Origin of the sequence: Pseudoalteromonas sp. BSi20429 (assembly GCF_000238895.1) — a bacterium.
GTDB lineage: Bacteria > Pseudomonadota > Gammaproteobacteria > Enterobacterales > Alteromonadaceae > Pseudoalteromonas > Pseudoalteromonas arctica.
In genome coordinates, this window is record NZ_BADV01000068.1 from 18,554 (window position 1) to 34,082 (window position 15,529).

At 40.7% G+C, this 15,529-nt stretch carries 24 protein-coding genes; 20 read left to right on the forward strand and 4 right to left on the reverse strand.

All coding sequences use genetic code 11. The features are described from left to right. Positions 1-74: 74 nt before the first annotated feature. Together P20429_RS06840 and P20429_RS06835 are read left to right on the forward strand one after the other, a co-directional pair. Positions 75-386 carry a Bor family protein gene (locus P20429_RS06840; RefSeq protein WP_007584627.1) on the forward strand — a complete coding sequence of 104 codons (312 nt, stop codon included), beginning with the start codon at positions 75-77 and terminating at the stop codon, positions 384-386. Further along, a complete protein-coding gene (locus tag P20429_RS06835; protein ID WP_007584629.1) occupies positions 383-718 on the forward strand; it encodes a Bor/Iss family lipoprotein in 336 nt (111 codons plus the stop codon). The genes P20429_RS06840 and P20429_RS06835 overlap by 4 nt, the downstream gene beginning before the upstream one ends. A gap of 54 nt (positions 719-772) precedes the next feature. Here P20429_RS06835 and P20429_RS06830 read toward each other — a convergent pair whose 3' ends face one another. The 4 genes from P20429_RS06830 to P20429_RS06815 all read right to left on the reverse strand — a co-directional run bounded on the left by P20429_RS06830 (position 773) and on the right by P20429_RS06815 (position 3,696). Continuing rightward, positions 773-1,459, reverse strand: coding sequence for a TorF family putative porin (locus P20429_RS06830; protein WP_033026942.1), 687 nt, complete (start codon positions 1,457-1,459; stop codon positions 773-775). 277 nt (positions 1,460-1,736) lie between these two features. Next, positions 1,737-2,900, reverse strand: a complete 1,164-nt coding sequence (locus P20429_RS06825; RefSeq protein ID WP_033026944.1) for a hypothetical protein — start codon at positions 2,898-2,900, stop codon at positions 1,737-1,739. A gap of 155 nt (positions 2,901-3,055) precedes the next feature. Continuing rightward, positions 3,056-3,256, reverse strand: a complete 201-nt coding sequence (locus tag P20429_RS06820; protein WP_007584642.1) for a helix-turn-helix transcriptional regulator — start codon at positions 3,254-3,256, stop codon at positions 3,056-3,058. An 8-nt stretch (positions 3,257-3,264) separates the two neighbouring features. Then, positions 3,265-3,696 carry a hypothetical protein gene (locus P20429_RS06815; protein ID WP_007584645.1) on the reverse strand — a complete coding sequence of 144 codons (432 nt, stop codon included), beginning with the start codon at positions 3,694-3,696 and terminating at the stop codon, positions 3,265-3,267. 233 nt (positions 3,697-3,929) lie between these two features. Between P20429_RS06815 and P20429_RS06810 the strand changes: the two genes are divergently transcribed. The 18 genes from P20429_RS06810 (at position 3,930) to rplQ (ending at position 14,649) form a co-directional block, all read left to right on the forward strand. Continuing rightward, entirely contained in the window at positions 3,930-5,900 is a 1,971-nt protein-coding gene (locus P20429_RS06810; protein WP_007584647.1) for an AsmA family protein, read from the forward strand. 273 nt (positions 5,901-6,173) lie between these two features. Then, entirely contained in the window at positions 6,174-6,542 is a 369-nt protein-coding gene (gene rplN / locus P20429_RS06805; RefSeq protein ID WP_002959498.1) for a 50S ribosomal protein L14, read from the forward strand. Between the two features lie 10 nt (positions 6,543-6,552). Next, the gene (gene rplX, locus P20429_RS06800; RefSeq protein WP_002959496.1) at positions 6,553-6,867 is read left to right on the forward strand and encodes a 50S ribosomal protein L24; all 315 of its coding nucleotides are present in this window, start codon (positions 6,553-6,555) and stop codon (positions 6,865-6,867) included. A gap of 16 nt (positions 6,868-6,883) precedes the next feature. Further along, the gene (rplE, locus tag P20429_RS19725) at positions 6,884-7,423 is read left to right on the forward strand and encodes a 50S ribosomal protein L5 (protein WP_010554915.1); all 540 of its coding nucleotides are present in this window, start codon (positions 6,884-6,886) and stop codon (positions 7,421-7,423) included. Between the two features lie 10 nt (positions 7,424-7,433). Beyond that, complete coding sequence (gene rpsN, locus P20429_RS06795) at positions 7,434-7,739, forward strand: 30S ribosomal protein S14 (RefSeq protein ID WP_033026947.1); 306 nt, start codon at positions 7,434-7,436, stop codon at positions 7,737-7,739. Between the two features lie 21 nt (positions 7,740-7,760). Then, positions 7,761-8,153 (forward strand): 30S ribosomal protein S8, encoded by a 393-nt coding sequence (gene rpsH / locus P20429_RS06790; RefSeq protein ID WP_007584660.1) that lies wholly within the window; start codon positions 7,761-7,763, stop codon positions 8,151-8,153. A gap of 13 nt (positions 8,154-8,166) precedes the next feature. Next, entirely contained in the window at positions 8,167-8,700 is a 534-nt protein-coding gene (gene rplF / locus P20429_RS06785; RefSeq protein WP_002959488.1) for a 50S ribosomal protein L6, read from the forward strand. A 9-nt stretch (positions 8,701-8,709) separates the two neighbouring features. Next, entirely contained in the window at positions 8,710-9,060 is a 351-nt protein-coding gene (rplR, locus tag P20429_RS06780) for a 50S ribosomal protein L18 (RefSeq protein WP_002959486.1), read from the forward strand. 9 nt (positions 9,061-9,069) lie between these two features. Next, the gene (gene rpsE / locus P20429_RS06775; RefSeq protein WP_002959485.1) at positions 9,070-9,576 is read left to right on the forward strand and encodes a 30S ribosomal protein S5; all 507 of its coding nucleotides are present in this window, start codon (positions 9,070-9,072) and stop codon (positions 9,574-9,576) included. 2 nt (positions 9,577-9,578) lie between these two features. Beyond that, on the forward strand, positions 9,579-9,761 hold the full coding sequence (gene rpmD / locus P20429_RS06770) for a 50S ribosomal protein L30 (RefSeq protein WP_002959482.1): 183 nt from the start codon (positions 9,579-9,581) through the stop codon (positions 9,759-9,761). Between the two features lie 4 nt (positions 9,762-9,765). After that, the gene (rplO, locus tag P20429_RS06765; protein ID WP_002959480.1) at positions 9,766-10,200 is read left to right on the forward strand and encodes a 50S ribosomal protein L15; all 435 of its coding nucleotides are present in this window, start codon (positions 9,766-9,768) and stop codon (positions 10,198-10,200) included. 10 nt (positions 10,201-10,210) lie between these two features. Continuing rightward, positions 10,211-11,539: a preprotein translocase subunit SecY gene (gene secY / locus P20429_RS06760; protein WP_007584663.1), complete on the forward strand. Its 1,329-nt coding sequence runs from the start codon at positions 10,211-10,213 to the stop codon at positions 11,537-11,539. A 22-nt stretch (positions 11,540-11,561) separates the two neighbouring features. Then, positions 11,562-11,675 (forward strand): 50S ribosomal protein L36, encoded by a 114-nt coding sequence (gene rpmJ / locus P20429_RS06755; protein WP_002959476.1) that lies wholly within the window; start codon positions 11,562-11,564, stop codon positions 11,673-11,675. Positions 11,676-11,799: 124 nt separating this feature from the next. Further along, positions 11,800-12,156 carry a 30S ribosomal protein S13 gene (gene rpsM / locus P20429_RS06750; protein ID WP_007584664.1) on the forward strand — a complete coding sequence of 119 codons (357 nt, stop codon included), beginning with the start codon at positions 11,800-11,802 and terminating at the stop codon, positions 12,154-12,156. Between the two features lie 12 nt (positions 12,157-12,168). Continuing rightward, positions 12,169-12,555, forward strand: a complete 387-nt coding sequence (gene rpsK, locus P20429_RS06745; protein ID WP_002959471.1) for a 30S ribosomal protein S11 — start codon at positions 12,169-12,171, stop codon at positions 12,553-12,555. 21 nt (positions 12,556-12,576) lie between these two features. Continuing rightward, the gene (rpsD, locus tag P20429_RS06740; RefSeq protein WP_002959461.1) at positions 12,577-13,197 is read left to right on the forward strand and encodes a 30S ribosomal protein S4; all 621 of its coding nucleotides are present in this window, start codon (positions 12,577-12,579) and stop codon (positions 13,195-13,197) included. 24 nt (positions 13,198-13,221) lie between these two features. Then, positions 13,222-14,208: a DNA-directed RNA polymerase subunit alpha gene (gene rpoA / locus P20429_RS06735; RefSeq protein WP_002959452.1), complete on the forward strand. Its 987-nt coding sequence runs from the start codon at positions 13,222-13,224 to the stop codon at positions 14,206-14,208. Between the two features lie 39 nt (positions 14,209-14,247). Continuing rightward, positions 14,248-14,649: a 50S ribosomal protein L17 gene (gene rplQ / locus P20429_RS06730; RefSeq protein WP_002959450.1), complete on the forward strand. Its 402-nt coding sequence runs from the start codon at positions 14,248-14,250 to the stop codon at positions 14,647-14,649. Positions 14,650-15,529: the final 880 nt, after the last annotated feature.

Consider the following 15,529-nt stretch of genomic DNA (forward strand, 5'->3'; position numbering starts at 1 on the left):
CACAGCTTTTTACGCTAATATTTTATGTTCTCTTATAAAGTTACCTTACTGGTATTTAGTTTATAAGGAAGAGTATGAAACCATTAATTATAGGGGCGATAGCATTAAGCCTCAGTGCTTGTTCTGCGGTAACCATTCAGCCGCAGGTAACAGCAAAAATAACGAGCCAAGCTAATTATGAAGATAGCCGCCCATTTTATTTATGGGGATTAGTGGGTGAGCAGCGGGTAGACGTAAAACAAATATGTTCAAATACATCGGTTATTCAAATGCAGTCACAACAAACGTTTAGTGATGGAGCGCTGAGTTTAATTACGCTTGGAATATACTCGCCCCATACCATTAAAGTGTGGTGCCAAGAGCAAGTACTAGGGGAGACATTATGAGCATCAAGCTATTTGCAGCCGGTTGCACACTGATTATTTTAACGGGGTGTACAAATATTTACTTTGATAACGGTATACAGAGCAAAGTAAGCAATAAAACTCTAAAAAGCTCACAGTGGCATCATAATTTTGCACTTGCGTTGTACGAGGGATCAGAGCCGTTAGATTTAACAACACATTGCCCACAAGGGGAGTGGCAAAGCGTTCATACGTATAAATCGTTTACTAATGGTTTAGCTGAGGTGGTTGTGAATCAAATCGGCCCAGCTTGGTACCCTATAACAGTCGAAGTACAATGTAATAAGGTACCCTTTAAAGCAAAACAGCTATAAAACGAGAAAAGGGCCAAAAGGCCCTTCGTGTCGCAGCAAGTAACACATTCTTTCTTATAAATTAAAGTCTACAGAATAAGCAACGTAAGCTTTAATATCTGAATCATCCATATCTGTATCAGACAAACCAAAAGTAAAACCGTCTTTCGAAATTGATACACCGTAATCTAAGATATTATCATCGCCAATAAAGTCACCAGAGTAGTGGCCTAAGTGAAGTGCCATTTCAGTGCCGTTACTGCCAACAGCAAAACCGTAATCAGCTGTCAGGTAAAGTGAATCACCAAAGTCTGTACTATCACCACTTGCAGCTGATGTTGCAAGTACTGAAGCACCAAAGGTAAAGCCTTCAACACTGATGCTACCGTAAATTTCAGAGAAATCTGCGTCAGCCTCAGAAGCGGCATCTGGGTAAGCGTAATAAATATAGCCAACATCGTAGCTAACGCTTTCGTTAATGTCGCCACCAAAGCCTGCGTATAAATCAAGCTCATAGGTCATTTCATCTGCCCACGATGCATTTGAAGCCCAAGTACCTGCATAAAAGCCCGATTCATTGGCGTAATCAATACCGCCTGAAATAGCTGCATCGCCCCCAGTTTGCTCTTGACCGCGCCATAAGTAGTTTGATGTTGCCGCTGCATTAGCAGTTACTTCAGCATGCACAGCTGTAGATGTTAAAGATGTTGCGCCCATTAATGCTATAGCACTTATAGCGATGGTTTTTTTTAGTTTTAGCATGTCCATTTCCCGTTATATGATTTTTGCTCGCCAAGGTTTTTATTATGTATTCGGAACCTTTAGGCTGACGGCTTTTTATTGTTTAACTAACGGGATAATTGCACTGTATGTGCCAGCTTCATTATTTTTTATTAAAAATTATTTTTTATTTATTAAAAACATGAGCTTGAATTTTATGAATAGGATGGGGATATAACATGAAGGAAGATGTTGCGCACATTGCTGGTGCATAAATTAACCTAGCCGCACCATAAAAGTACGGCTAAATTAGAAGATTTTAACCGAATATAGTGCGCATAAGGCTAATTGTTTCGTTTACGCTGCGACCTTTTTGTACTTCACTCACAATTGAATCACGTTTACTGCGAATGTGTTCAGGAATATCGTCAGCAGCAAGAGCACGGTCTACTAATATTTCTGCAGACTCTTTACCTCTACGCTGAGTTTTACCTGTTGTAGTTGTAGTACGTTTAGGCTTTGTTAGCAGTTTAATGTAGTTAGAGTTATCTGGTGTTTTAGCATCAGCGTAGTGAAAGAAACATGGAACTAATGCTTTAATAGCAACCAATTGTTCTTCTAACTCGTTACTAGGTTTAGCCATTTTGTACCATGACATAGCTTGAATACCTTTTACGATATCTTGCCAGTAACGCTCAAAATCACTATTTTTAAGTTTAGAAACACCAAGAGCACCACATAATGCATCTAATCGATTATTTGTAATCGGAGTAAATAAATCAGGGCGACGCATTGCAAGCAGTCGTGTTGCAGGCGCAAGTGTTGGTTTTTCGTTGTTGTCGGTGAATATTTTTGAATAAGCAGCAACAAATTGTTGATATTCGTATTGAGTAATATCACCTTCAAGTGGAATATTCACTAGTGCATCGTCAAAAGCACCTGGTAAATCACCAAGCATTTGATGGAAGCTCTTTGCACTTTTTGTAGATGCAAACCATTCAACGTCAAAGTTGTATGTGCTTGGATCAAGTGATGCCATGTGCTTACCGCTAAACGCAAGTAAGTCTTCAGGAATCATATCTTTAAGAGATTGTTCACGAATGCTTTTGATGTAGTCTACCAAACGAAGCTGTTCATCAAGTGCAATAACGTCTTTGTGTTGTTCTACAAATACACTTACAACAGGCCACGGAGCAATACGTAAAGTTTTAACCTGTAAAAAGCTGATAGCTGAAATAAGCTGATCGTGTAGCTTCTTAAGTACTGGTAACTGCTGTGGCTCTAGCAAATCGTAGTTCATACGATCTCTGCTTGCACTTAGCAATTCGTAACACCAAGGTAAAAAATCATCAGGGTGGTTTTCTACTTTCACGGCCATAAGGTTAAGGCTTAACTCTGAAGATTGCTTCAGAATGTTCTGATAGATTTGATTTTCTTGTTCGCCTAGCGTCATTTTTGACGGTGAAATTAGCAGTTTTTTCATGCCTTGTAGAATCTCCGGTTTAGATATATATTTTTTTGCTGGTCTATTTTAGCGCAATTACGCTAATAACAACAGCGCTGTCCTCCATACGTTGTAATTGAAGTGACTAAATCAGTATTTTTGCTAATAAAATGAGACTAATGCTTTAACATGTATCAATCATTTTCATCCAGTACAAATAGGCTTTCAACTGAGGTATTAAAATGCTTTGCTATTTTTAGAGCAATTATTACCGACGGCGTAAACCGGTTTGTTTCTACGGTACTTATTGTTTTGCGCGACACTTTAATAGCATCAGCAAGTTCTTGCTGTGAAAGCCCGGCCTCTTTTCGATACTTTGCTATGTTATTTTGCATATCCACTCCTAATCACGATTTTGCCAAAGCAATGAAGCGCCATATACCAAGAGCATGATACCTAGGTAGAATATTGCCATAGTTGCATGCGAAAATTCGGTAGGTATTTCATCGCTTATATAAAAAACACCCAGAAGGCAAAACCCAAATGCAAAACTTGTATGTTTATATGCATTAGTGTCAATGGTGTTTAGAAACTCATCTTTATAAGCGTATTGAAAATACATTTTTAACGGAAAGCCCCCTTTAATGAGATAAATAATCACTATAACTATATAAAAAAAAACGCCCATTCCAACAGTTAAAAGCCCTCCAATATGTTGATCTTGTTTTATTAGTGAGTAAACACAGAGAAGTAAACAAACTATCCCTGCGCTTAAACTAATCCATATGTTTTGACCCATAAATTGTTCTTCAGTTTTAATATCCTGTTGTTTCATAGTATTCATCCTGTAATAGTATTTTATTTTTTGTAACCTCTGGGTATCAATGTAACCTTGGGGTATCACCGGGTCAATATTTATTTGTAACCTAAAGGTATCAAAATGTTTCAGGAAAGATTCACATATAACAGGTAAAATGGTTTTAGTGGCTTTTTTACATCAACTACAATGATTTTAAGGCTAACACTCGCTATGATAAGAACATTATTTGCACGTTTGAAAGGACGATCATGAAAACTTTACTTAAAATTGTAGGTGTAATACTTTTACTATGTATAGCACTAATTGTTGCCGCACCGTTTTTAATCCCTACTGATACTATTTTTAATAAAGTGTCTGAGCAGGTAGAACAAACAACTGGGCGCACTCTTACTATTAAAGGTGATAAAACACTTAGCGTATTCCCTGCATTAAAGTTAGAACTTAACGACGTGCATTTTGCAAATATGGAATCAGGTTCGCGCGCCGATATGGCGAGTATGAAACAGCTTGCTGTACATATACCTTGGTTTTCATTATTTGGTGGTGAGTTTAAATTAGATAAGTTTGTTATAAACGAACCAAATATCCTATTAGAAACTGACAAAAATGGTAAAGCTAATTGGCAGTTGTTTGATGCAGTTGCAGAGCAACCTAAAGAGCAAAGCCAATCAGGTGAAGCGATAAAGCTTCCAGATAACTTTGATATTGAGTTAGGTGAGGTTGCTATTTATGGCGGCACATTTACTTATCTAGATGGTCTAACAGGTGCTAAGCAACAAATTAGTGATTTAGAACTCGCTATTTTACTTCCATCACTTCGTAAAACATTAGAAGTAAAAGGGGGTATTACTTATATGCAGGAGCGTTTTGAGCTTGATATAAAATTAGATACTCCTGCTAAAGCAATTGAAGGTGCTACTTTTAATGTTAAACAAACCTTAGATTCTCGTTTAGTTGATCTAACGTTCGAAGGGAGCATCGCTGGGCAAGGACAAGATATTAAAGGTCAGTTATCACTAAGCGGTGAGTCTGTTAAAAGTATTGCAAAATGGCAAGGTGTAGAGTTAGACGCTAAAGACAATGCTTTTAACGCATTCAGTGTAAACGGTAAAATGCACCTAGCAGGTGAGAAATTTAATTTAGACGATTTAGTTGCGACGTTAGACGCATTGGAAATAAAAGGTAAGAGCGAGCTTAACCTAGGAAAGCGTTTAGCTGTAAATGCTGATATCGATTTAGGTATGCTTGATTTAAACCCGTACCTACCTGAAGCAGTAGCAAAACAAGAAGAGCCAGTAGAGCAAAATGATAAACCTGCAGAGCCAATAGTATGGGATGACACTAAAATTGATCTAAGTGCGTTAAATTCACTAGATGCGAATGTAGTTATTCGTTCAAGTGGATTAAAAGCTAACGATATTAAGTTGGGCGCAAATCAATTTACTGTTGCTTTAAAAAATAGCATTGCAAAACTAAGCCTAGATAGCTTTTCTGCTTATGAAGGGTCAGGTAAAGGCGTTATCAATGTAAACGCACAACAAGTACCTTATAAAATATCAACTAACTTTGACTTAGCTGGTATAGATGCACAGCCTCTATTAACTGATGCGGCAGGTTTTGACAAGCTAATGGGTAAGGGGTCTTTAAATTGGAACCTAAACACAACTGGCCAAAGTCAAAAGTCGTTTATTGGTGCGCTTAACGGAAAACTTGGATTTGAGTTTGCTGATGGAGCCGTAAAAGGTGCGAATATAGCTGAGATGGTTCGTAAAGGTAAGGAACTCATTTCAGGAAACTTTGGTGCTGCGTCTGAAGGGCTGGATACCGGGTTTGAAGAATCAGAGCAAACAGATTTCTCTGCACTAACAGGAAGTTTTAACTTTACTAATGGTGTTGGTAAAAATACTGATTTATCACTTATTAGCCCACTCGTTAGAATATCAGGTGAAGGCGATGTTGATTTACCACAAACAACAGTTAATTACCGTTTGGTTACAGGCATAGTTGGATCAATCGAAGGACAGGGGACCACTGATGACAGCACTGGTTTTAAAATACCACTACGTATAAAAGGGCCTTTCCACGATGTTGGTATAAAGCTTGATGTAGGCAATGCGCTTAAAGATGAAGCTAAGCAGAAGGTTGATGAGGCAAAAGAAAAAGCCAAAGACAAAGCAAAGGATAAGATTAAAGATAAATTAAAAGGTTTATTCGGTTAATCATCTATAGTTAAAACAAACAAGGCACTTATATAGTGCCTTGTTTGTTTTGTAACCATCTGTAAAATAGCTACATAGCCGTAATTACTCAACTTTAATAACCATACGCTCTAAATTAATTAAAAAATAACCTATCACTACCCCCTCAATGCTGGTACAATTGCCCGCCCTTAAGAGACAACTCGTTTGTTTTTTGATTGGGATTTAATCGAAATGTCTGATTTTTAAACGAATTTTAGACACGTTGTAATTACTACACCGGAGGTCATTAACATGATCCAAATGCAAACTCAGCTGGAAGTTGCTGATAACAGCGGCGCTCGCAAAGTGCAGTGTATAAAAGTCCTTGGTGGTTCACACCGTCGCTACGCAGCGATTGGCGACATCATTAAAGTTTCTGTAAAAGAAGCTATTCCTCGCGGTAAAGTGAAGAAAGGTGATGTTAAAAACGCGGTAGTTGTGCGTACCAGAAAAGGTGTTCGCCGTCCAGATGGTTCTTTGATCCGTTTTGACAGCAACGCGGCTGTTATCTTAAATGATAACTTGCAGCCAATTGGTACACGTATTTTCGGCCCTGTGACTCGCGAACTTCGTAATGATAAGTTCATGAAAATCGTTTCACTAGCCCCAGAAGTACTGTAAGGAGCCAATCATGGCAGCAAAAATACGTCGTGATGACGAAGTAATCGTACTAGCAGGTAAAGACAAAGGTAAGCGCGGAAAAGTGCTTTCAGTTGTTACTGAATCTGGTCGAATCTTTGTCGAAGGCATAAACTTGATCAAGAAACACCAAAAGCCGGTTCCACAATTGAACCAAGCTGGCGGCATTGTTGAGAAAGAAGCATCTATGGATGCATCAAACGTTGCGATCTTCAACTCGGAAACGAGTAAAGCTGATCGTGTAGGTTTCAAGATTGAAGATGGTAAGAAATTACGTATCTTTAAATCTACTGGTAAAACTATCTAATAGTTGGAGTAGAATGATGGCGAAACTGCATGAAGTATATAAAGACAAAGTAGTTGCGGAACTTCAAGAGAAGTTTGGTTTCAGCTCTGTCATGCAAGTCCCTCAGATCGAAAAGATCACATTGAATATGGGCGTGGGCGAAGCCCTAGCTGACAAGAAGATTTTAGATAACGCAGTAGCGGATCTAGCAGCAATCTCTGGTCAGAAACCTCTAATCACTAAAGCACGCAAATCTGTTGCTGGCTTCAAAGTGCGTGAAGGTTACCCGATTGGTTGTAAAGTAACCCTACGCGGCGAGCGTATGTGGGACTTTTTTGAGCGTTTGGTATCAATCGCTATCCCACGTATTCGTGACTTCCGTGGCGTAAGTGCTAAGTCTTTTGATGGACGTGGCAACTACAGCATGGGCGTACGTGAACAAATCATCTTCCCAGAAATCGATTACGATAAAGTAGACCGTGTACGCGGTATGGATATTACTATCACTACTTCTGCGAAATCTGATGAGGAAGGCCGTGCGTTGTTAGAAGCGTTTAACTTCCCATTTAAGAAATAAGGGTAGGGTTATGGCAAAGAATTCTATGAAAGCGCGCGAAGCAAAGCGCACAAAACTAGTTGCTCAGTTCGCTGAAAAGCGCGCGGCACTAAAAGCTATCATCAGTGATGTTAACACATCTGAAGATGATCGTTGGGACGCGGTACTTAAGCTACAAGCTTTACCTCGTGATTCTAGCCCTGTACGTCAACGTAATCGTTGTAACATTACGGGCCGCCCACATGGTTTCCTTCGCAAATTCGGCATGAGCCGTATTAAAGTTCGCGAAGCAGCTATGCGCGGTGAAATTCCTGGCCTTAAAAAGGCTAGCTGGTAATAGAATCATGGGAGTAAGACTATGAGCTTGCAAGATCCTATCGCGGATTTGTTTACACGAATTCGTAACGGTCAATCAGCGAAGAAAGTATCTGTAACGATGCCAACTTCAAAGCTGAAAGTAGCATTAGCTAAAGTACTAAAAGACGAAGGTTATATCGTAGATTTCGCCGTTAACGGTGAAACTAAACCTGAGCTTTCTATCGAGTTGAAGTACTTCGAAGGCAAAGCTGTAATTGAAAATATCCAGCGTGTAAGTCGCCCTGGTCTACGTATCTATAAGAAACGTGACCAATTACCTAAGGTAATGGGTGGTCTTGGTATCGCTATCGTATCAACTTCTAAAGGCCTAATGACAGACCGCACAGCACGTAGTGCTGGTGTTGGTGGTGAAATCATTGGTTTTGTAGCTTAATCGGAGGGGAACTATGTCTCGCATAGCAAAGGCACCAATTACTGTTCCTGCCGGTGTAGAAGTTACATTAAAAGGCCAGGAAATCACAGTTAAAGGCAAAAACGGTGAACTTACTCGTACTATCAACAACGCTGTTGAAGTACAAGTTAATGACAACGTTATTACTACTTTACCTCGTGATGGCGTAGCTAATGCATGGGCTCAAGCAGGTACTGCTCGCGCTCTAATCAACAACATGGTTGTTGGTACGCATGAAGGTTACGAGAAGAAACTTCAGTTAGTAGGCGTGGGTTACCGTGCTGCAGCTAAGGGTAAAACATTAGATTTAACTCTTGGCTTCTCACACCCAGTTAATTTCGCAGTTCCTGAAGGAATTACGATTGAAACTCCAAGCCAAACAGAAGTTCTAGTTAAGGGCGTAGATAAGCAGTTAGTTGGTCAAACAGCTGCTAACATTCGTGCATACCGTAAACCTGAGCCTTATAAAGGTAAGGGTGTTCGTTATTCAGATGAGAATGTACGCCGTAAAGAGGCTAAGAAGAAGTAAGGTAAGACGATGGATAAAAAAACAGCTCGTCTACGTCGTGCTAAACGCACTCGTAGAAATTATATTGAACAAGGCACAACGCGTCTTGTTATCCACCGCACGCCACGTCACATATACGCTCAAGTAGTAAATGCTGAGGGTAATGTACTGGCTGCTGCTTCTACTGTTGAAAAGGCTATTAGCGAAACAGTTAAAGGCACCGGTAACGTTGAAGCTGCGCAAGCAGTTGGCAAAGCGGTTGCTGAACGTGCGGCTGACAAAGGCATCGAAAAGATTGCTTTTGATCGCAGTGGCTTTAAATATCACGGCCGTGTGAAGGCGCTAGCTGATGCTGCGCGTGAAGCCGGTTTGCAATTCTAGGAGTAGACTATGGCTAACGTAGAAGCAAAGCAACAACAGCCTGATCTAGCTGAAAAGCTAATCGCGGTGAACCGTGTGTCTAAAGTAGTTAAAGGTGGTCGTATCTTTAGCTTTACTGCACTAACTGTAGTTGGTGATGGCGCAGGTAAAGTAGGTTTCGGTTATGGTAAAGCACGTGAAGTTCCAGCTGCTATTCAAAAAGCAATGGAAAAAGCACGTCGTAACATGATCAACGTAGACCTAAATGGCAACACATTACAGCATCCTGTTAAGGGACGTCATGCTGGCTCACTAGTGTTCATGAAACCAGCATCTGAAGGTACTGGTATCATTGCAGGTGGTGCTATGCGTGCAGTACTAGAAGTTACTGGTGTGCAGAACGTACTTTCTAAATGTTACGGTTCTACTAACCCGATCAACGTGGTACGTGCAACGATTTCGGCTCTTGAGAATATGAATTCTCCACAGTCAATCGCTGCTAAACGTGGCCTTCGCGTAGACGAAATACTGGGGTAACCATGGCAAATCAAACTGTAAAAGTAACACAAGTAAAAAGCTCTATCGGTCGTTTACCGAAACATAAAGCTACATTACGCGGTCTTGGTTTACGTCGTATCAACCACACTGTTGAGTTAGAAGACACAGCATGTGTACGTGGTATGATAAACAAGGTTTCTTACATGGTTAAGGTAGAGGGTTAATTCGATGCATTTGAATACACTTTCACCTGCTGCAGGTTCAAAAACTGCTCCAAAACGTGTTGGTCGTGGTATCGGTTCTGGTCTAGGTAAGACTGGCGGCCGTGGTCACAAAGGTCAAAAATCACGTTCTGGCGGCAAAGTACGCGTTGGTTTTGAAGGCGGTCAAATGCCTATGCAACGTCGTCTACCTAAATTTGGTTTTACTTCTCGCAAATCTTTAGTATCTGCAGAAATAAACCTTTTTGAAATCGCTAAAGTAGAAGGCGATGTGGTAGACCTAAGCGCGTTACAAGCAGCTGGTCTAGTTAAAAAGAACGTTCTTTTCGTTAAAGTTGTTAAATCTGGCGAAGTTTCACGCGCTGTTACCGTTAAAGGCCTTAAAGCCTCTAAAGGTGCTCGCGAAGCTATTGAAGCTGCCGGAGGCAAGGTAGAAGACTAAGGAAGTACTAATGGCTAAACCAGGTCAAGATACAAAAAGTGCACAAGGTGGACTTTCGGAATTGAAGCGCCGATTACTCTTCGTATTGGGTGCTATCATAATTTACCGTCTAGGTTCATTTGTGCCGATCCCTGGGATTGACGCCGCTGTACTTGCCGATTTCTTCGAGCAACAAAAGGGCACCATTGTTGAGATGTTCAACATGTTCAGTGGTGGTGCACTTGAGCGAGCTTCAGTGTTAGCACTGGGTATTATGCCGTATATCTCGGCTTCGATTATTACGCAACTATTAACGCATATGTATCCTCCGTTTATAGAGCTTAAGAAAGAAGGTGAGCAAGGGCGTAAAAAAATTAGCCAGTACACACGCTATGGCACGCTTGTGCTAGCTACTATTCAATCAATCGGTATTGCTTCTAGCTTACCGGGCATGATGGAGGGGTTAGTTGTTAACCCTGGTATGGGTTTCTATTTCACCGCAGTGGTGAGTTTAGTAACTGGTACTATGTTCCTTATGTGGTTGGGTGAACAAATAACAGAGCGCGGTATCGGTAACGGTATCTCTGTTCTAATATTTGTTGGTATTGTAGCTAACTTGCCGTCTGCTATTGGTTCGACAGTCGAAATGGCGCGCCAAGGTGATTTGAATGTTTTTGTACTGTTGATGGTTGCGGTAATCGTATTCGCTGTTACTTATCTTGTAGTGTTTTTCGAACGTGGACAACGTCGTATTGTTGTTAACTACGCTAAACGCCAACAAGGTCGTCAAGTATTTGCTGCTCAAAGCACGCATTTACCACTAAAAGTAAATATGGCGGGTGTTATTCCACCAATCTTCGCTAGCAGTATAATTCTGTTCCCTGGTACAATTGCTAGCTGGTTCGGCCAAGGTGAAGGTCCAGTCGCTGATGTATTACAAGCTGTTGCTACTACGTTGACCCCAGGTCAACCGTTGTACTCACTTGTTTTAGCTGCGGCTATTATCTTCTTCTGCTTTTTCTACACAGCGTTGGTTTTTAACCCACGTGAAACAGCAGATAACCTTAAGAAATCTGGCGCATTTATCCCAGGTATTCGTCCAGGTGAGCAGACATCAAAATACATTGATAAAGTGATGACACGCCTGACATTGGCAGGTGCTTTGTATATAACCTTTATCTGTCTGGTGCCTGAATTCATGACGATGGCGTGGCAAACGCCATTCTACTTCGGCGGTACATCAGTTTTGATTATCGTTGTAGTGATCATGGACTTTATGGCACAAGTACAGACTCACCTGATGTCTCATCAGTATGATTCTGTGCTGAAAAAAGCGAACCTTAAAGGCTACGGTCGATAAGGTCAGTTTACGGAGTTGAGCAATGAAAGTACGTGCTTCCGTTAAGAAAATATGCCGTAACTGTAAAGTTATTAAACGTGCTGGTGTAGTACGCGTAATTTGCAGTGAGCCTAAGCATAAGCAAAGGCAAGGTTAAGTAAACAGCGTGCAGGCTGAGTTTTCTCGGCCTGTGTTTTTAGTAGTAATTTGGTCTTCGTTTGAGTATCCTTACGGGCTTTTCAAACAGATGATTACCAAATTCGAATATAGGAGATGTGTTAGTGGCCCGTATTGCTGGCATTAACGTCCCTGATCATAAACATGCAGTTATTGGTTTAACAGCTATTTATGGCATAGGTAAGACTCGCTCTAAGGCTATCTTAGTAGCGACTGGTATCGCCGAAACCACAAAAATCGGTGAACTTTCAGACGAAATTCTTGACGTACTGCGTGATGCAGTTGGCAAGTACACTGTTGAAGGTGATCTTCGTCGTGAAGTTACTTTAAATATCAAGCGCCTTATGGACCTTGGTTGTTATCGTGGCCTACGTCACCGTCGCTCTTTACCACTACGTGGTCAAAGAACTAAGACTAACGCGCGCACCCGCAAGGGTCCTCGTAAGCCTATTAAGCGATAAGGGGATAGTATTATGGCTAAGACACCAATTCGTCGTAAAAAGGTTAAAAAACAAGTTGCTGATGGTATGGCTCATGTTCATGCGTCTTTCAACAACACTATTGTAACGATTACCGACCGTCAAGGTAATGCACTATCATGGGCTACTGCCGGTGGTTCAGGTTTCCGTGGTTCACGTAAATCTACACCATTTGCTGCTCAGGTTGCTGCAGAGCGTGCAGGTACTGCTGCTCAAGAATACGGTTTAAAAAATCTAGAAGTTTTCATCAAAGGTCCAGGTCCAGGTCGTGAATCTGCTGTACGTGCTTTGAATGCTGCTGGTTACCGTATTACCAACATTACTGACGTGACGCCTATACCACATAATGGTTGTCGTCCACCGAAGAAACGTCGCGTTTAACAATAGGTTAGGAGAAATAACATGGCAAGATATTTGGGCCCTAAGCTCAAGCTGAGTCGTCGTGAAGGTACTGACCTGTTCCTTAAGAGCGGCGTAAGAGCTATCGACTCTAAGTGTAAACTTGAGACTGCACCTGGTCAGCACGGCGCCCGTAAAGGTCGTTTATCTGATTACGGTTTACAATTACGTGAAAAGCAAAAAGTACGTCGTATATACGGTGTATTAGAAAAGCAATTCCGTAACTACTACAAAGAAGCTGCTCGCCTTAAAGGTAATACAGGTGAAAACTTGTTACAGCTTTTAGAGCAACGTTTAGACAATGTTGTATATCGCATGGGTTTTGCTAGCACACGTGCAGAAGCACGTCAGTTAGTAAGCCATAAAGCGATTTTAGTTAATGGTCGTGTTGTGAACATTCCTTCATACGTAATTACTCCAGAAGATACTGTTGTAATCCGTGAGAAGTCTAAGACACAAGCACGTATCATCGCTGCTCTAGAGTTGGCTGAGCAACGTGAAAAGCCGACTTGGGTTGAAGTTGACGGTAAGAAATTGGAAGGCAGCTTTAAGCGTCTACCTGAGCGTTCAGACCTGTCTGCGGACATTAATGAACAACTAATCGTCGAACTTTACTCTAAGTAAAGTTAAGAGTTAAGAGAGGATAAAATGCAGGGTTCTGTTACAGAATTTCTAAAACCAAGGTTAGTCGACATCGACGCTATCAACCCAACGCGTTCTAAAATAGTTTTAGAACCATTAGAGCGTGGCTTTGGCCATACTCTGGGTAATGCTTTACGCCGTATATTACTTTCATCTATGCCTGGATGTGCAGTAACTGAAGTTGAAATCGACGGTGTATTACATGAGTACAGCGCGAAAGAAGGCGTTCAAGAAGACATCATTGAAATACTATTAAACCTTAAAGGTTTAGCAGTAACGTTAGAAGGCAAAGATGAAGTTTTTCTGACCCTGACTAAATCTGGTGTAGGCCCTGTTACTGCGGCTGATATTCAGCACGATGGCGATGTAACAATTGCTAATCCAGATCACGTTATTTGTAATTTAACTACAAATAACAGCGAGATCAGCATGCGTATTCGTGTTGAACGTGGTCGTGGTTATGTGCCGGCATCTAGTCGTTTATCCTCTGATGACGATGAGCGTCCAATTGGTAGATTGTTGCTTGATGCATCATTTAGCCCAGTTGAACGTATTGCGTACTCGGTTGAATCAGCTCGAGTTGAGCAACGTACAGATTTAGACAAGTTAATCATTGATATGGAAACAAACGGCACTTTAGATCCAGAAGAAGCGATCCGCCGTGCGTCTACTATCTTAGCTGAGCAATTAGATGCATTCGTAGATTTACGTGATGTAACTGAGCCAGAAGAGAAAGAAGAGAAGCCAGAATTCGATCCTATTCTACTTCGTCCAGTTGATGACCTTGAATTAACAGTACGCTCAGCAAATTGTTTGAAAGCCGAGCAAATTCAATATATCGGTGATTTAGTTCAGCGCACTGAAGTTGAGCTTCTTAAAACACCTAATTTAGGTAAGAAGTCTCTAACTGAAATTAAAGACGTGCTAGCTTCACGTGGACTTTCTCTGGGCATGCGCCTAGAAAATTGGCCACCTGCAAGTTTAGCTGAATAATCTAAATCACTATATTAGTTTAGTTAGAAGGATAGGGTCATGCGCCATCGTAAGAGTGGTCGTCAATTAAACCGTAACAGTAGCCATCGTAAAGCGATGTTTAGCAATATGGCAGGTTCTTTGGTGAAACATGAAATCATCAAAACTACTTTGCCTAAAGCGAAAGAGTTACGTCGTGTAATTGAACCTTTAATCACACTGGCTAAGACTGACAGTGTAGCAAATCGCCGTTTAGCGTTTGCTCGCACGCGTGATAATGAAGTTGTTGGTAAATTATTCAGTGAAATCGGTCCACGTAACGCGGATCGTCCAGGTGGTTACACTCGTATTCTTAAGTGTGGCTTCCGTACTGGTGATAATGCACCAATGGCTTATATTGAACTAGTTGGTCGCCCAGCGACTAGCGAAGCAGTTCAAGAAGACGCACAGTCTGCAGAGTAAGTCTTAAAGAAACCTAAAAGCCGAGCCTATGCTCGGCTTTTTCTTGCCTAAAATTTGTCAAACTATATGAACCAGTAATTACCTTCTATTATGGGCAATGACTCATAGATTCTGAATTGATAAGTTGTTTTGACAGCTGCTTTAATAGCTCTATCTAATTACTCTTTATTTACCATTCATTCAAAATAGCCTATCAGATTCTAGTTAAAGATCATTTCCACTATATATTGTGATTTACAGCTATTAATAATACCGCCGCGAATTGAGCTACAATTAGAGCAATCCCTAACGAAGTTTCTACTTATAGAGCTGATTAAAAGATATAACGTGCGTACTCTTATAAATATACCGGTACTAAGAACCTCAGAGTAAAGTTAACCATTACGGCCTAAGTAAACTTCCTCCTACAATATGTAAAACTATTATTAAACATAGGCTGATCAATTTAATTCTCAGCTTTTGATTAATTTAAATGATTATAGGAATAAGACTCTGCTCTATTGGTTGTTTTTTCCGCATCGATGATCGAAATGTGTCTCTACCCGTTAGTAGTTGCCACAACTTTCATCTCAAATAGCTCTATGAACCTATTAATAATGGTAGTTTAGTTGTGTTTTTGAGCGTTTAGCTCAAATACTCAGCGAACAGCACATTATTTCAAGTTTTCTTCAAAAAAGGGTTGATCTGTTTTCGGATCTCCCTATAATGCGACCCCACTGAGACGGGAAACGCCAACGCATAGCGAGGCACGAACAACTCAGGGTGTTAAGTAAAACTTAGTTTGAATCTTTTTAGAAAGTTTAAATTTAAGTGTTGACAAAAAAATAGGAAAGCGTAATATGCGCAGCCCTAGCGAGATAAAGTTTAACTTTATAATCGC

Bases quoted from the DNA above. Each gene is read 5' to 3' on its own strand.
- rplR (WP_002959486.1), top strand. From the start codon at position 8,710: ATGGATAAAAAAACAGCTCGTCTACGTCGTGCTAAACGCACTCGTAGA.
- P20429_RS06815 (WP_007584645.1), bottom strand. From the start codon at position 3,696: ATGAAACAACAGGATATTAAAACTGAAGAACAATTTATGGGTCAAAAC.
- P20429_RS06820 (WP_007584642.1), bottom strand. From the start codon at position 3,256: ATGCAAAATAACATAGCAAAGTATCGAAAAGAGGCCGGGCTTTCACAG.
- P20429_RS06825 (WP_033026944.1), bottom strand. From the start codon at position 2,900: ATGAAAAAACTGCTAATTTCACCGTCAAAAATGACGCTAGGCGAACAA.
- rplF (WP_002959488.1), top strand. From the start codon at position 8,167: ATGTCTCGCATAGCAAAGGCACCAATTACTGTTCCTGCCGGTGTAGAA.
- rpsE (WP_002959485.1), top strand. From the start codon at position 9,070: ATGGCTAACGTAGAAGCAAAGCAACAACAGCCTGATCTAGCTGAAAAG.
- P20429_RS06830 (WP_033026942.1), bottom strand. From the start codon at position 1,459: ATGCTAAAACTAAAAAAAACCATCGCTATAAGTGCTATAGCATTAATG.
- rplE (WP_010554915.1), top strand. From the start codon at position 6,884: ATGGCGAAACTGCATGAAGTATATAAAGACAAAGTAGTTGCGGAACTT.
- rplX (WP_002959496.1), top strand. From the start codon at position 6,553: ATGGCAGCAAAAATACGTCGTGATGACGAAGTAATCGTACTAGCAGGT.
- secY (WP_007584663.1), top strand. From the start codon at position 10,211: ATGGCTAAACCAGGTCAAGATACAAAAAGTGCACAAGGTGGACTTTCG.
- rpsD (WP_002959461.1), top strand. From the start codon at position 12,577: ATGGCAAGATATTTGGGCCCTAAGCTCAAGCTGAGTCGTCGTGAAGGT.
- rpsK (WP_002959471.1), top strand. From the start codon at position 12,169: ATGGCTAAGACACCAATTCGTCGTAAAAAGGTTAAAAAACAAGTTGCT.
- rpoA (WP_002959452.1), top strand. From the start codon at position 13,222: ATGCAGGGTTCTGTTACAGAATTTCTAAAACCAAGGTTAGTCGACATC.
- rplO (WP_002959480.1), top strand. From the start codon at position 9,766: ATGCATTTGAATACACTTTCACCTGCTGCAGGTTCAAAAACTGCTCCA.
- P20429_RS06810 (WP_007584647.1), top strand. From the start codon at position 3,930: ATGAAAACTTTACTTAAAATTGTAGGTGTAATACTTTTACTATGTATA.
- rpmD (WP_002959482.1), top strand. From the start codon at position 9,579: ATGGCAAATCAAACTGTAAAAGTAACACAAGTAAAAAGCTCTATCGGT.
- rpsN (WP_033026947.1), top strand. From the start codon at position 7,434: ATGGCAAAGAATTCTATGAAAGCGCGCGAAGCAAAGCGCACAAAACTA.
- rplQ (WP_002959450.1), top strand. From the start codon at position 14,248: ATGCGCCATCGTAAGAGTGGTCGTCAATTAAACCGTAACAGTAGCCAT.
- rpmJ (WP_002959476.1), top strand. From the start codon at position 11,562: ATGAAAGTACGTGCTTCCGTTAAGAAAATATGCCGTAACTGTAAAGTT.
- P20429_RS06835 (WP_007584629.1), top strand. From the start codon at position 383: ATGAGCATCAAGCTATTTGCAGCCGGTTGCACACTGATTATTTTAACG.
- rpsH (WP_007584660.1), top strand. From the start codon at position 7,761: ATGAGCTTGCAAGATCCTATCGCGGATTTGTTTACACGAATTCGTAAC.
- rplN (WP_002959498.1), top strand. From the start codon at position 6,174: ATGATCCAAATGCAAACTCAGCTGGAAGTTGCTGATAACAGCGGCGCT.
- P20429_RS06840 (WP_007584627.1), top strand. From the start codon at position 75: ATGAAACCATTAATTATAGGGGCGATAGCATTAAGCCTCAGTGCTTGT.